The 15,032-nt window shown below is 46.1% G+C and carries 14 protein-coding genes; 6 read left to right on the forward strand and 8 right to left on the reverse strand.

The features are described from left to right. Positions 1–31: 31 nt before the first annotated feature. From FIV04_RS05625 to FIV04_RS05635, 3 genes are all read right to left on the reverse strand, one after another. Complete coding sequence (locus tag FIV04_RS05625) at positions 32–958, reverse strand: pyridoxal-phosphate dependent enzyme (protein ID WP_152468504.1); 927 nt, start codon at positions 956–958, stop codon at positions 32–34. A 145-nt stretch (positions 959–1,103) separates the two neighbouring features. After that, positions 1,104–2,375: a HAMP domain-containing sensor histidine kinase gene (locus tag FIV04_RS05630; RefSeq protein ID WP_152468505.1), complete on the reverse strand. Its 1,272-nt coding sequence runs from the start codon at positions 2,373–2,375 to the stop codon at positions 1,104–1,106. Then, positions 2,372–3,049 carry a response regulator transcription factor gene (locus tag FIV04_RS05635; protein ID WP_150871944.1) on the reverse strand — a complete coding sequence of 226 codons (678 nt, stop codon included), beginning with the start codon at positions 3,047–3,049 and terminating at the stop codon, positions 2,372–2,374. The genes FIV04_RS05630 and FIV04_RS05635 overlap by 4 nt, the downstream gene beginning before the upstream one ends. 130 nt (positions 3,050–3,179) lie before the next feature. Here FIV04_RS05635 and FIV04_RS05640 point away from each other — a divergent pair, with 130 nt between their 5' ends. Genes FIV04_RS05640 through FIV04_RS05650 form a run of 3 tightly spaced genes read left to right on the forward strand, consistent with a single transcriptional unit; the run spans position 3,180 to position 6,110 of the window. Beyond that, on the forward strand, positions 3,180–4,199 hold the full coding sequence (locus FIV04_RS05640) for a glycosyltransferase family 2 protein (protein WP_032549340.1): 1,020 nt from the start codon (positions 3,180–3,182) through the stop codon (positions 4,197–4,199). Then, positions 4,196–5,671, forward strand: coding sequence for a glycosyltransferase family 39 protein (locus FIV04_RS05645; RefSeq protein ID WP_152468506.1), 1,476 nt, complete (start codon positions 4,196–4,198; stop codon positions 5,669–5,671). The genes FIV04_RS05640 and FIV04_RS05645 overlap by 4 nt, the downstream gene beginning before the upstream one ends. Next, on the forward strand, positions 5,649–6,110 hold the full coding sequence (locus FIV04_RS05650) for a GtrA family protein (protein ID WP_152468507.1): 462 nt from the start codon (positions 5,649–5,651) through the stop codon (positions 6,108–6,110). Before FIV04_RS05645 ends, FIV04_RS05650 begins: the two co-directional genes overlap by 23 nt. A 134-nt stretch (positions 6,111–6,244) precedes the next feature. Here the strand turns inward: FIV04_RS05650 and FIV04_RS05655 are convergent, their stop codons facing one another. Next, positions 6,245–8,614, reverse strand: coding sequence for a YgiQ family radical SAM protein (locus tag FIV04_RS05655; RefSeq protein WP_152468508.1), 2,370 nt, complete (start codon positions 8,612–8,614; stop codon positions 6,245–6,247). A gap of 246 nt (positions 8,615–8,860) precedes the next feature. On the opposite strand from FIV04_RS05655, the gene FIV04_RS05660 reads away from it, so the two are divergent. Together FIV04_RS05660 and FIV04_RS05665 are read left to right on the forward strand one after the other, a co-directional pair. Then, positions 8,861–9,541 carry a hypothetical protein gene (locus FIV04_RS05660; RefSeq protein ID WP_152468509.1) on the forward strand — a complete coding sequence of 227 codons (681 nt, stop codon included), beginning with the start codon at positions 8,861–8,863 and terminating at the stop codon, positions 9,539–9,541. Between the two features lie 161 nt (positions 9,542–9,702). Beyond that, on the forward strand, positions 9,703–9,903 hold the full coding sequence (locus tag FIV04_RS05665; protein WP_150871959.1) for a DUF4250 domain-containing protein: 201 nt from the start codon (positions 9,703–9,705) through the stop codon (positions 9,901–9,903). A gap of 132 nt (positions 9,904–10,035) precedes the next feature. Here FIV04_RS05665 and FIV04_RS05670 read toward each other — a convergent pair whose 3' ends face one another. Beyond that, positions 10,036–10,947 (reverse strand): LysR substrate-binding domain-containing protein, encoded by a 912-nt coding sequence (locus tag FIV04_RS05670; RefSeq protein ID WP_152468510.1) that lies wholly within the window; start codon positions 10,945–10,947, stop codon positions 10,036–10,038. Positions 10,948–11,216: 269 nt separating this feature from the next. On the opposite strand from FIV04_RS05670, the gene metE reads away from it, so the two are divergent. Continuing rightward, positions 11,217–13,532 carry a 5-methyltetrahydropteroyltriglutamate--homocysteine S-methyltransferase gene (gene metE / locus FIV04_RS05675; protein ID WP_152468511.1) on the forward strand — a complete coding sequence of 772 codons (2,316 nt, stop codon included), beginning with the start codon at positions 11,217–11,219 and terminating at the stop codon, positions 13,530–13,532. Positions 13,533–13,635: 103 nt separating this feature from the next. Here the strand turns inward: metE and FIV04_RS05680 are convergent, their stop codons facing one another. From FIV04_RS05680 to yciA, 3 genes are all read right to left on the reverse strand, one after another. Beyond that, a complete protein-coding gene (locus FIV04_RS05680) occupies positions 13,636–14,031 on the reverse strand; it encodes a GspS/AspS pilotin family protein (RefSeq protein ID WP_032549335.1) in 396 nt (131 codons plus the stop codon). 1 nt (position 14,032) lies between these two features. Then, entirely contained in the window at positions 14,033–14,329 is a 297-nt protein-coding gene (locus FIV04_RS05685) for a YciI family protein (protein ID WP_032549334.1), read from the reverse strand. Between the two features lie 204 nt (positions 14,330–14,533). Then, on the reverse strand, positions 14,534–14,929 hold the full coding sequence (gene yciA, locus FIV04_RS05690; protein WP_150871970.1) for an acyl-CoA thioester hydrolase YciA: 396 nt from the start codon (positions 14,927–14,929) through the stop codon (positions 14,534–14,536). Between the last annotated feature and the right edge of the window lie 103 nt (positions 14,930–15,032).

Here is a 15,032-nt window from a genome sequence, read left to right on the forward strand (position 1 = left end):
GATATTACTTCGAAGGCAATACTTAAACTGACTACCAATCCAGTGTCTGATTGGCAGTCATTTCTGGGTATTTACGTTGATAGCGAGGCAGCATAGATTCGTTGCCGAGTAAGCCACCTTGATGAATATAGATCAGTGTTTTGTCTGGGTTATCTTGTTGCCATTGCTCTAAACATTGCCACATTAAAGGGTCGTAAAGTAGATCAAACTCGACATCGGTTTCTTCTAAAAGGTCGAGCCACATTTGGTAATCTCGTTGATAGAGCTTACCGAAGTGGTGCTTGGTCTCCAGAGGAAGAATTTGTGGATGATCGCTTTCACCCAGCTCTTCAAACTGTTTTGTCAGGTAGTCACTACCGCCAACACAAGCACAGGTAATGACGGGAATATTGTGCACTTTAAGATGTTTGTGGAGATAAAGTGCGGTGCTCCCCGTGCCACCTGGTAGGGCGATGACAAAGTCATACTTAGGTTCGAAACGTGTCCAGCTTAAGATCTCCATTGCGAGCTGTTTTACGCCATACTCAGACATCTTGCTGCGTCCACCTTCTGGTAGCACGATACACTCAGGCCCCGGCTGTCTGACTTGTTCAATATAATCTCTTGGGTGCAAGTCACTAGCGGCTACTTGCATGCTGACCACCTTGGCGCCAAGGTCTAACGCGCCGCGGTAGTTTCCTATAGGTTTATCAATCAACCATTGAGGTAAGTGATCAACGTAAAACTCCAAATTCCAACCTTTTATCTTTGCCAGTGCAGCCAGTGACAACAGTGAGTTCGCTTGGGCAGAACCATAGCAGATCAATGTCGTGATGTTCGGATGCTCTTCTTCAAGAAGCTGCATGAACTTGCGCGCTTTGTTGCCACAAAAATGGGAGTGCAATTGATCATCACGCTTTAAAAAGAAAGTGCGGCCATTGAACTGATGTTGGGTGATAGGGCTGTTGTTGAGTTTCATGTTGGATGGGTGCCACGGGGCACATGTTGAACATTTGGAGGCGCAGTATCAGGTAACTGGCAGTTCAAGTAAACCGTTTGAATCAATGTTTGGGTGGATAGTTCACCCAAACATCGGGTCTTGTGTGTTTAGTGTGAGATTGAAATCATTGTGGTTGTTGGTCAAACACCACCAGCGCCACACAGCCACCATCTTGATGGTTAATGAGCTCAAAATCCCAATGGTATCGGTTACAGAGATCTTCCACGATTAACAACCCTAAACCGTGTCCACTTGGGTTGTACTGTTCAGTCAAACCTTCACCTTGGTCATGAATGCTGATTAAATGTTGGGTCAGGGTGATTTCCACTTTGCCACGGTTGGTGGCAGCAATGGCGTTTCTCAACAGGTTGCCAATCAACATATTAAGTATCGCGCTGGTGGCTCGAATACTGGGCTCACCTTCCACTTCCAGTGTTACATCCACTTGCTTTTCGCTCGCTTGTGCCGAGTTCTTAGCAATGATCTGTTCGAGCTCTTGTTGGCTGAACAGACGAATTGGTGCGTCGTCTTGATTTCGTTCATAACGCACTAGCCCTAGTAGCGCGTCCACCATTTCGGACATTTGAGAAACTGCATCGTCGACACGTTTTACTTGGCGGTGTTGGAACTCAGTCATCTGGCTGCGCAGAAGCAGTTTGTTAGAGCCTCGTGCAACCGTAAGAGGCGTGCGCAGTTCATGGCTAGAGTAACGAGCGAAAGCTTGTTCACGTTTTACTAGCGCATTGATTTCACGGCGATACTCATTGAGCTGGTTGGTGAGCTGTCGAAACTCAATCGCAGCTCCTTCTTGGACGGAAAACTCCTGATTGAGGTTGTTTTTATTGCTCTCCAACTGCTTTGCCAGTGAATTAAATGGCTCGATTAATCGTTGAGAAAGGCGGTATAACAGTGCTCCGAAACTGAAGATTAAAATCGCCAATAATGTAAGAACAAAGGAGGTTGCATAGAGAAGCTCTGTGACGTCAAACTCTATTCGATCTATTTCAGAGAGCAAGATAAGCGGATAGGTTACCCCTTCGTGAGAGTACTCACCGATATACACCATGCGCGAATGTGGTTCATCGCCGACTTCACCAATGAAACTCTCTTTGTTATTGATATATTTTTGATAGCGATCTGGCACCAGAGCAGGGTCATTGAAAGCGGTGGTGAGGTCATCAATGCGGACTTCACCTTGCGCTCCGGCTTCAAAGAGGGTGACGGCATAGTTCCGGTCGATAAGGATACGCCTTTCACCGACTCGGTCTTCTGACAGGTACAGAGCAGCGATAAAGACCGCATAGACAAAGGCTGTGATGATAACGGCCATCAACCCAAAGAATAGGGCGAGTCGGCCGGTTAGGCTTTTGGTGCTGCTCAGTACACTTAATATCACGAGTTGGACTCCAATCTAAAACCGACCTTGGGTACGGTAATCAGCATCTGCTGGTCAAAAGGTTTGTCTAGTTGGTTTCTTAGCTGATAAATGTGGCTGCGCAAGACATCGTTATTGGGTTCGTCTTCTTCCCAAAGCTTATAGGAGATATCCTCACGGGTAACCACATCCGGCGCACTCTTGCATAACATCTCAAGGATCGTATAAGTGGTTGGATTGAGAGCCAATAGCTTGTCTTGTCGATAAGCTTTACGCGTCTTTTGGTCAATGCTGATTTCACCAAATACCAATTTACTCGATGCGACAGTACCGTGGTATCGACGAACTAAGGCTTTCATTCGGGCTTCAAGGATATCGAGGTCAAATGGCTTGGTTAGGTAATCATCGGCACCATGTTCAAAACCAGCGAGCATGTCGTCTCGGCTATCTAGTGCAGTAAGCATCAGAATAGGGGTGGTGTTGCCGTTCTCTCGAAGCTTGTTGCAGACAGTGAGTCCATCCATGCGAGGTAGCATCAAGTCTAGGATAATGATATCGAACGAGTTATCCATGGCGAGTTGTAAGCCGAGTTCGCCATTATCAGCATAATCGAGCTCCATGCCAATACACTCAAAGTAGTCGAACAGTACACCTGCAATTTCACGGTTATCTTCTACCAGCAATACTCGTTTCATCTCATTACCCATTAGGACTTATTTGTTATAACGATCATCCTGAATTGACGTGAAAAATATGTCAATAACATAACTTTCATGGTGCGGTAGTTAGTCTGCTTACGGAATCAAAAAAATAGAAGACCGTATTATGACTGAACTTCACATCAATTCGCGCCGCTCAAGCGAACCTCAAATTAGCCCGGCAATCTCGCTGTCTATCATTGTCCCTTTCTTTAATGAAGAGGAAGTTCTGCCCGAGTTCCACTCGCGCTTAACTAAGGTACTTGATGAATTGCCCATCTCGAGTGAGATCGTTTATGTCGATGATGGTAGCAAAGACAATAGCTTGGCTTTGGTGGAGTCGTTTAAGTCAATTGCGAGCTCTATTTCAGTCATTGGTCTATCACGTAATTTTGGTAAAGAATCTGCGATGAGTGCAGGTTTAGAACATTGCCGTGGTCAAGCGGTGATCTTATTAGATGCTGACTTACAAGATCCGCCAGAACTGATTCCAGATATGGTTTCAAAATGGCGGGAAGGTTATGACGTTGTCAATATGCAGCGCAGTCAGCGTGATGGCGAGACTTGGTTTAAGAAGTTCTCAGCAGCAAGCTTTTATCGCGTAATGAACGCCGCAGCAAAAATCGATGTACCTGAGAACGTTGGAGATTTTCGTCTTCTAAGCCGTGAAGTTGTCGACCACATTAATCAGCTTCCAGAGCGTAATCGCTACATGAAAGGCATTTTCTCTTGGCCTGGCTTTAAACAAACCACAGTGCAATTCAAACGCGATGCACGCTTTTGTGGTGAAACCAAATGGAACTACCTCAAGTTACTTGGCTTGGCGATGGATGGCATCACCTCTTTCTCTATTCGACCACTGCGTATCGCAACCGCGCTGGGCAGTATGGTCGCTCTCAGTGCCTTCGTTTACGGCATGTTTATCATCTTTAAAACCTTGATGTTTGGTGAGCCGATTACGGGTTATCCGTCAATGATGGTTGTCCAGTTGGCGCTAGGTGGTATCCAGCTTCTTAGTATTGGTCTGATGGGCGAATACATTGGCCGTATCTTCATCGAAACCAAAAATCGTCCTTTGTATCTCATTCAATCTGTTGTCGATAAACCGGCACTCAAAACAACGTATAAATTAGAGGAATCAGCATGAGCCTGAACAGAACACACCTGTGGTATTTATTAGCCTTCGCGCTAATTCTTAGGTTGCTGTCACTGGCGACGTATCCGTTGATGGATACTACTGAAGCACGTTACGGCGAAATGGCTCGCCTCATGGTAGAAACCGGAAACTGGCTCACTCCTCAGTTTGACTACGGTGTGCCTTTTTGGGGTAAGCCGCCACTGTTTACTTGGATGAGTGCTGCCGGCATCGAGCTGTTTGGTTTGAGTGAATTCGCAGTCCGTGCTCCTCATTGGCTAGCGGGCGTATTCACTATCTTATTGATCGCCTATTTTGCTAAACGTACCGGACAGAGCGCATTGGTTGCTGCTGTGGTATTGGCAACGTGTGGCATTTTCTCGATTGCTGCGGGCGCGGTGATGACGGATATTGCCCTGACGTTGGCTATGACCATCGCTATGCTCGGCTTCTACCTGTGTTGGAAAGGGGAAGGTAGCAAGCGTATTAATAATGCTTGGGGTTATGTCGGTTTCATTGGTCTTGCTTGCGGTCTGCTTGCCAAAGGTCCTGTCGCGATTGTGATCATGGGTATCGCGGTTTTCCCGTGGCTTGTTTTACAACATGGATTGATTGGTGCATTCAAAGCCTTGTGGCAGCGTTTTCCAATTGTCTCTGGTTTAGTGTTAATGATGGCGATTGCTCTGCCTTGGTACATCATGGCAGAAATGGCGACACCGGGCTTTATCGATTACTTCATCGTTGGCGAACACTTCAAGCGCTTTGTAGTAAGCGGTTGGGAAGGCGACCTCTATGGTTCAGCTCATGACGAAGCTCGAGGAATGATCTGGGTGTTCTGGATTCAAGCTGCAGCCCCTTGGTCGATTGTACTGCCAATATTGGCATTTGCTCGTCGCCAAAAAATCAAAGAGCAAAATCAAACCAACAGTGGCTTATTTTCGTTCCTAATTTGTTGGCTTATTTCACCACTACTGCTGTTCACTATGGCGGGCAATATTCTACCTGCGTATGTGCTGCCGGGTATCCCAGCACTAGGCTTGTTGGTTGCAATGTTGGTGGTAGAGAAAGATAAGAAGTGGTTCTCAAGTGTTGCGCTAGTTCTACCTGTGCTACTCATGATTGCCATGGTGTACTTAAACCTAGGTAAGGCGAACGAGAAAAGCGACCGCATTATCTTCAACCATATCGAAGATGACGCACCAAGTTACTACATCGGCAAGCGTCCTTTCTCTGGTCAGTTCTATAGCTTAGGGCAAGCCAAGAAAATCACCGATATCTCAGAGGCAGATACGAGTGATAAGTTCTACTTGATTGGCAAGAAGGCAGAAGTTGAGTCGGTCATTGCACAGAATGCATTGAGCTGTGTGCGAGAACCTGTTGATAAACAGAAACGCGCGCTATTCAGTTGTAAGCCAATGAGTTCGACTGCAATTGCAGAGCCCGTTGCCGTAAAGATTCTCGATGAAAATGCCATTTCACTTTAGAACGATGACCTCAAACGTCGAAAGAGTATTGAGGTCCCATCATCAGCTAATTAAGTTTGCATGTGTTGGTGCTGGTGGTTTTGTCGTTGATTGTGGCACTTTTGCACTGTTTCATTTTGTAGGTGATTTGTCGGTGATGTGGGCAAGAATGTTGGCCTTCCTAGTCGCGGCAACCAGCACTTGGATTGGTAACCGAGTGCTAACGTTCGAATACCAAGGGACAGGGTCACGCAGGGATGATTTTAAGCAATGGCAAAAATTCATGACCTCGGCAATGATATCGGCCTTACCCAACTTAATCTGTTTTAAGGCTCTCACATTGATACTGCCTGAATTCTATGGCTCGCTGTTTTTGGCTATGGCTGTCGGGGTGTTAGTTGGAATGGTCAGTAACTACTTACTCAGTAAATCTTGGGTGTTTAAGCAAACTCAAGCTTAGCCACTCATCTAGCTACAGAAACAAAAAAGTCCAAGTGGGGAAATCACTTGGACTTTTGTCATTTAAAGCGAAGGGTTGTCGCTTAACTACTTAAAGTTACCGTCGCTACTGAAAGCTCTTGTTGTTATGAAGAGTTAGCGCTGCGCCGCACGTTGGCGGTTCTTTCCGTTACCAGAAGGTTTGCCACCTTGGCCATTGCCCGCTTTGTTGCGGTTTGGTTTGCCGTTTCCTTGAGATTGGCCGCCCGGACCTTTCTTAATGAAACCGCTCGCTGGTTTACGACCGTTGCCGCCGCCATTTCCGTTGCCCTGATGACCATTACTTTGGCCGTTGTTACTATTAGGCTTCTTACCACCTGGCTTTTTGCCTGAATGGTTACGTGGTTTTTCGCCGCCCAGACCCGGTTGAGATTTACTGTGCTTGGTCGCGAAACGGTGAGCACCGTGACGACCAGACTTACGGCGTTGCGCTGGTGTTTGTGCATCAAAGTCTTCTTCTGGCACCAAACAACCCGGCTTATCACCGATTAGGTGCTTCTTACCCATATCGATCAGCGCTTCACGGATCAGTTTCCAGTTCTCTGGATCGTGGTAACGCAATAGTGCTTTGTGCAGACGACGTTGACGGTCACCTTTTGGCACAGGAATATCTTCTCGCTTCTTGTACTTAACGCGTTTCAGAGGGTTGGTCTCTGAGTAGTACATCGACGTCGCGTTACACATTGGTGATGGGTAGAAGTTCTGAACTTGGTCACACTCGTAGTTGTGCTTCTTCAGCCAAAGCGCAAGGTTAAGCATGTCTTCATCTTCTGTACCCGGGTGAGCTGAGATGAAGTAAGGGATCAGATACTGTTTCTTACCTGCTTCAGCACTGTACTTCTCGAACATCTCTTTAAAACGGTCGTAAGTACCCATACCCGGCTTCATCATCAAATCAAGAGGGCCTTTCTCAGTATGCTCTGGTGCGATTTTCAGATAGCCACCAACGTGGTGTGTAACTAATTCACGTACGTATTCTGGAGACTCAATCGCTAGGTCGTAACGAACGCCAGACGCGATCATGATCTTCTTAACGCCTTCCACTTTACGTGCAGAGCGGTACAGGTCGATAGTGTGTTTGTGGTCCGTGTTTAGTTTCTCACAGATCTTAGGGAACACACATGATGGACGACGACAGTTCACTTCCGCTTTCGGGTCCGAACAACCTAGACGGTACATGTTCGCGGTTGGGCCACCCAAGTCAGAGATAGTGCCCGTAAAGCCAGGTACTTTCTCTTTAATGTCTTCGATTTCATCCAAGATAGACTCTTTTGAGCGGTTTTGGATGATTCGACCTTCGTGCTCGGTAATTGAACAGAAAGAACAACCACCGAAACAGCCACGCATGATGTTGACTGACGTTTTGATCATGTCGTAAGCAGGAATCTTCGCTTTGCCGTACATAGGGTGAGGGACACGCTTGTATGCAAGGCCAAATACGTAGTCCATCTCCTCTGTTGTGAGAGGGATTGGCGCTTGGTTTACCCAAAGTTCGCGATCACCGTGACGTTGAATCAGAGCTCGACCAGAGTATGGGTTTGTCTCTAAGTGCAGAATACGGCTCGCGTGAGCGTAAAGAATGCGGTCATTGTTTAGCTTTTCAAACGCAGGGATACGAACCGCTGTTGTTTTCGCATCATGGCGAGAAGGGCGGATCGTAATCGGCTGCGCTTTTGGCTCTTCGTCTTTCTTCGTATCGCACTGGGTTTCAACCTCGTATGGGTTAACCGGTACGTAGGCTTTGTTTGGTTTTTCGATACGAGAAGAGTCGATGATCTTGTAACCTTCTGGTGCTGCAGGTAAGTTGACAGCAGTACCACGAATGTTGGTCATATTCGCGATCTCTTCGCCATCGGCTAGGCGGTGTGCAACTTCAACCAATGCGCGCTCTGCGTTACCAAATAGAAGGATGTCTGCTTTTGCATCGAAAAGAACAGAACGACGAACTTTGTCAGACCAGTAATCGTAGTGAGCCACGCGGCGAAGACTTGCTTCGATGCCACCTAGAACAATCGGCGTGCCTTTGTATGCTTCACGACAACGCTGCGAGTAAACCAGTGTTGCACGGTCAGGACGCTTGCCACCTTCGTTATTTGGCGTGTAAGCATCATCATGACGTAACTTACGATCAGAGGTGTAACGGTTGATCATGGAGTCCATGTTGCCCGCAGTAATGCCGAAGAATAGGTTTGGTTTGCCTAGCTTCATGAAGGCATCTTTATTGTCCCATTTTGGTTGAGCAATAATACCTACGCGAAAGCCTTGTGCTTCAAGCAAACGGCCGATGATCGCCATACCAAAGCTAGGGTGATCGACATAAGCGTCGCCCGTTACGATTATAATGTCGCAGCTGTCCCATCCAAGAGCATCCATTTCCTTTCTACTGGTTGGTAAAAAGGGAGCTGTGCCGTAGCATTCGGCCCAGTATTTTTTGTGTTCATGAATAGGAGTGATATCGCTGTACATATTTCGACCTCTGATTTTTGAGGCGGGAATTATAGCGGCATGCGCCCTGACTAGCCAGTAGAACATGCCCCTGATAGTTCTAGTGTCTTTCCCCCAATTAGCCATGTATTGCTATGTTGGGAGGAGATTCTTGGAAAGAGCATAGACCAAGGATACGAGACAGTGAGCAAATTGATGATTTTGATTAGTGTTCCAAGCAGTTTTTGATATCATTCTGCGAAAATAAGTCCATATAAGTAGATCCCAATGATCGAATCTGTATTACTTCAACTTGCGCCTATGTTATTGGGTGCACAACTCGTCCTTACGCTGATCTTAGTTAAAGGGGATATCTGCCCAGGCCAGCGTGGTCGTATTCATAAGGTATTGCCAGCAATTGGCGTACTTTGGTTGGCGGTTGCATCACTCAAGGTCGAAGCTTTCTTAGTGGTATTTGCCATCTTCTATTTCTTCTCTCAAGTTCAGACTAAGAAGACTCGTGATACTGGCCCTATCTGGGTGATGTATCTGGCTTGTGGCTTGGCACTCTCTTATGTGGGTATTCAAGCGAGCGAAAAGGCAACATTAGTTGGTCTAATCTCATCTCTGCTTCTTACAGTTCTACTAGGTAGCGCCTTCTCTCATCTATTGCTGACGATTGCACGAACACGCCTTGAGGCATTCCATCGTATTTTGCCGGTTGCTGGTATCTTGAGTGGTATGCTGGTGGTGCTGGCTACTGTGCTTGGTGTTTATTCGCTTTCTGAAGCAGTATTGGAACCTATGGTGCCGTCGCTACTGTTCAGCTTTGCCCTGTTGATTTCATCCATTGTGGTTTGGTGTTGGCATCTGTTGTTCGCGAAAACACCTGAAAAAATTCAGCTTGCTGTTGCCTTGCTGATGCTGATCGCGTCGGTTGTGGGCTTAGAGCCAATCTGGGCGCTTTAGCAATTTATGAACTTCAGCAATTTAGGCTCTACAACAATTTGGGAACTTTAGAAAGTTGCGAATTGTTCTTTGATTGAGCGAGAAATGTGATCTGTTAATAAGCGGGTTTACCATTGTCGTTCTAAACTTAAATCAGTCGATGTGTTCGTAAGGAGTACGAGATGGATTTAAGCAACGTCAAAAGCCTAGATAGCATTATTCTATTAGGGATCGTCAACGAAAAGTTACGCCTTGAATGTGATAGTTTTGAAGAGCTTGTCAGCATGTATGAAATGGATATCGAAAGCGTGGTGGGCAAACTGGATATGCTCGGCTACCAATACGATCCATTGACCAATCAATTCAAATCTTATCCGAGATAACTGCATGGCACGGTAGTGGTTTAACATGGTATCAGTTTAAAGAGCTTAAAAAGCCACAGATGATCAGTCTGTGGCTTTGTTATTTTTTGGAACTTTTAAACTGCGTCATTTATAAAAATAAGGCTTATATGGTTAGACGACTTTGATTCCATCGAGGTGACTCTTACTTTGTTGTCTTGCAGTGCTGAAGAAGGCTTGTAAGTAGCGTTTGTCTTTGTCTGAATTTCTTACCGCTGCAAACAAGCGTCGAGATAGCCCTTTCCCGAGCGGTTTGCTAGCAATCAATCCTTGTCTTGAAAACTCGCTGATTGCCCAATTCGGTAGTGCTGCCACACCTAATCCTGCAGATACCATTTGTACAAGCATCAATGTATTGTCAGCCTGTTTCCATTTCTTAGGTTCGATCCCCGCAGGTTGAAGAAAGTGCTTTACCACATCCAGGCGCTGCTTCTGAACAGGGTAGGAGAGCATCGTTAGATCGACCAAGTCTTCTGGTTGAATTGCTTTTTTCTCAGCAAGGGGACAGTTAATTGCTGTGATCAGACGCATCTCAAAATCGAACAGCGGCTCATAGTGAACTTCAGATCTAGGCTGGATATCGGAGGTGATTACTAGATCCAGTTCTCCTGCCATCAATGCCGGTAAAGGCTCGAAACCAAAGCCAGATGAGAAGTCGAGGGTCACGCTTGGCCAAGTCACTTGATACTCTTTAAGTGCTGGCATTAACCATTGAAAACAGGAGTGGCACTCAATCGCCATATGGAGCCTGCCGTTAACATCTTCCTTAAGACTGGCCAGCTCATTCTCTGCCTTTGCCAGTTTCGGTAACACTTCATCGGCCAGTCTGAGCAGTATCTCACCCTCGGAGGTGAACTTCACTGGGCGAGTTTTACGCAGAAAAAGCTGCCCACCCACGCGAGCCTCAAGATCTTTCAATTGATGCGATAACGCAGATTGCGTCAGGTGCAGTGATGTCGCGGTCGCTGTTAAAGAGCCACTATCACGCAATGTGGTCAATGTTCGCAGATGTTTGAGCTCTATCATGAGTAATCCTCATAGTTCCTAAGCTGATGTTCAATATTTCTTAATAACTACCCTACGTCGTTTTTGTGGATGTGTAAACATCTGGACGTCTAAATGTTATCGGTTTTCTCATGTGTGAATTAATGAACATGAGGTTTTCTAATAAACAAGTTGAATATTTGGAGATTGTTCACAAAGACGTTTGGCGAGATAGTTTAGCCATCCAGACGCCTTTATCGAAATTATTCAGCGTCTGACCGGATTTAAAATAGTGATTAAGGAATAGGCTCATGACAACAACGACTCATATTTTAGGCTACCCACGTATTGGCGAAAAACGAGAACTCAAGTTCGCTTTGGAAAAGTATTGGCGTGGGGAAATCGATCAAACGGAACTCAAGGCTGTCGGCAGTCAGTTGCGCGAACGTAATTGGCAAGTTCAATCGGACGCCAATTTAAGTTTTGTCACGGCTGGCGATTTCGCTTGGTACGATCACGTTCTTACTACTACGTTGCTTCTTGGTCATGTGCCAAAGCGTCATGATCAAGGTTTCCCTGATTTGGATACGCTGTTCCGTGTTGGTCGCGGTCAGTCTCAGAGCAGTTGCTGTGGTTCAAATCATAATCATGACCAAGGTGGTGCCGCGGCATCAGACATGACCAAATGGTTTAACACCAATTATCACTACATTGTGCCTGAGTTCAGCAAGGACGACTCTTTTGAGGTCAGTTGGCCGCAACTATTTGATGAGGTTAATCAAGCGATCAAGGCGGGCCATAAAGTGAAACCAGTATTGCTAGGGCCATTGTCATACCTTTACCTAGGTAAGGAAGTGGAAGAGGGGTTTGATCGTTTGAGTTTGTTGCCTCGCTTGCTAACCACATACCAGGGAATTCTGGCGAAGTTAGCGAAGTTAGGCGTCGAGTGGGTACAGATTGATGAGCCGATTCTTGCCTTGGAGTTAGAAACCAAATGGGCAGACTCATTCAAGCTTGCTTACCAAGTGATTCAGGGCGATGTAAAGCTGCTGCTAACGACCTACTTTGATTCCGTGAGCGATACGCTAGATAAGATTATCGACCTTCCGGTAAACGGCCTGCATATTGATTTGGCTGCTGCTTCTCAGCAGTTGAACGACGTGGTTGAAAAGTTACCTCAAGATTGGGTGCTTTCTGCGGGTGTCATTAATGGGCGCAACGTATGGCGCGCTGATTTAGCTGCGCAATTGGCATCGCTGCAACCTATCAAAGAGTCGTTAGGAGAGCGGCTGTGGGTGGCAAGCTCTTGTTCTCTACTGCACAGCCCGGTCGACTTAGAGCTTGAAGAGACATTAACTGAAGAGGTGAAGAGTTGGTTCGCGTTCGCCAAGCAAAAAGTGACTGAAGTGAGCTTGTTAGGTGCCGCGTTAGATGGCAATCAGAAAGCGATATTAGCCTGTGAAACTTACAGCTTACCGATTGAAGCGCGTAAGCAAGCGACTCACGTGAATAAGCCACATGTTCAAGCGAGATTGAAAACACTGACGAAAGCAATTGGTGAGCGAAGTGCACCTTATGCAGAGCGTGCGGTTCACCAGTCTGAAGTACTAGGTTTACCATTGTTACCGACAACAACGATAGGTTCTTTCCCGCAAACTGGAGAAATACGAGTTCAACGCAGTGCTTATCGCGCAGGAAAACTGAATGAAAGTGAATACAAACAAGCGCTAAAAGGGCACATTGCAGATGCCGTTAAACGCCAAGAAGCGCTTGATCTTGATGTGCTTGTTCACGGCGAAGCAGAACGTAATGACATGGTGGAGTACTTCGCTGAAAATCTAGCTGGCTTTCAAACCACCAAATTCGGTTGGGTTCAAAGTTACGGCTCTCGCTGCGTGAAGCCAGCCATCGTTGTTGCTGATATTGAGCGAGAAAAATCAATCACCGTTGAGTGGTCGACTTACGCCCAGTCGCTGACTTCAAAGCAGATGAAAGGCATGTTGACCGGGCCTGTGACAATCTTGTGTTGGACTTTTCCTCGTGAAGATATTTCCCGTAAAGAGATTGCTAACCAGTTGGCGTTTGCACTGCGTGATGAGGTGTCTGATTTGCAAGATGCGGGTATCAATATCATCCAGATTGATGAACCTGCAATCCGTGAAGGGTTGCCTTTGAAGAAAGCTGATCATGCGGAGTATTTAGAGTGGGCTGTGGATGCGTTTAAAGTCTCTGCTGCAAGCGCGAAACCAGAAACTCAAATTCATACTCATATGTGTTACAGCGAATTTAATGAAATCATCGAGTCAGTGGCTGCGTTGGATGCCGATGTGATTACCATTGAAACGTCTCGCTCAAACATGGAGTTGCTCAAGGCGTTTGAAGAGTTCAATTATCCGAATGAAATTGGTCCTGGTGTTTATGATATTCATTCGCCAAACATTCCATCAGAGGAGTGGATTGTTGGCTTACTTAAGAAGGCTGCAGAGAAGATCCCAGCAGAGCGTTTATGGGCTAACCCAGACTGCGGCCTCAAAACCCGTAACTGGGAAGAAACCGAAGCCGCATTAGCGAACCTTGTTTCCGCGACGAAAGCATTGCGACAAGAGTGGGAAGCTGAAGAAGTGTAAGACAAGTAAAGCTAGATTAAGGGTGTATATCTGAAGCCTTAATTGCATAAAAAAGCCTCGCAATCGCGAGGCTTCTGTTATTAACATTTGCTCGAATCTCGATCTAACTACCGCTTTCGCAAGTTTGCTTGCTGATAAGCTGCTCCACCATCAATTGACCACGCGTATTACGAATCTTGATGTTGTAAGCCAAGCCCATATCTAGGTTGGCTCTTACTTCTGAGCTGGTACAGTAGCTATTCACGCTGCTTTTCAATACTTGATTAAGCGGTTTTGCGCCTTGAGCATCTTGGTTGTAGATCATCATGATTTCAATCACGGTGTTCTTCGCCAAGACACGCATCACTTTCAACGGACCGTATTCAATAGGTAGCCCAGCTGATAGAACACCTGCACGGTGTTGCGCCATCATCTCTAATTGACGTTGTTTGTCTTGGTCACTTGAACTACAGCCCGCTAGGACGAGTGCAGCCAGTGATCCGATAATCCACTTTTTCACTTTAAAATACTTTCTTAAATGGTTTTACAATCACATTAGCATAGACGCCAGCTTCAATATATGGGTCTGCATCTGCCCAAGCTTGCGCTTCTTCTAGTGAATTAAATTCTGCAATAACTGTTGAGCCTGTAAAACCAGCTTCACCTGGATTATCAGAATCGATTGCAGGCATTGGGCCAGCAGTCAATAAACGGCCTTCATCGTGAAGTGTTTGTAGGCGCTCTAAATGTTGAGGGCGAACGCTTAAGCGCTTTTCCAATGAGTTTTCGACGTCTTGAGAGAAAATCACGTACCACATATTGGTATATCCTTATTTATACTTCACAAAAAAGAGGCTCGATGAGCTATGTAGCTAATTTACGCGAACTAATTGTATTTGGAAGGGGGAAAAAGAAGAAAGTGTGAATTGATGCGCGTCGAAGAGGGTAGGTCTTTAAAAGCTGAATAGAAAACGTTCTAAAGACCCGATATTAATTGGCTATTGGATTGCTAAGTTGTTGGACTACTTCGCAATAGCGCGAGGTTTGCCTTCAGAATCGATAGCGACATAGTTAAAGGTTGCGTCACAGACCATAAAGCGGTCTTCGATACCGTGGTCACGAACTGGCTTCACCCATACCGCCAAGTCGATGCTCATTGAAGTGCGACCGATCTTGGTACATTCGCCATAAACACATACCACGTCACCCACCTTCACTGGCTTTTTGAACGTGATGCTCGAAACCGATACTGTTACGATGCGGCCGCATGAGATTTCTTTCGCTAGAATGCCGCCAGCTAAATCGAGCTGAGACATAATCCAGCCACCGAATACGTCGCCATTGGCGTTGGTGTCAGCAGGCATAGCAAGAGTGCGAAGAAGAAGTTGGCCTTTTGGCGCATCAGAAGTGTGACTCATTATAAGGGATTCCCAAAACATCAATAAGTCAGTGGCCGGCGTTTATCCTAGTGACCACTGTGAACGAAATAATGTGCAAGATTGTAACAAAAAATGAGATTGA

It is taken from the genome of Vibrio sp. THAF190c, from assembly GCF_009363355.1.
Lineage (GTDB): Bacteria > Pseudomonadota > Gammaproteobacteria > Enterobacterales > Vibrionaceae > Vibrio > Vibrio fortis_A.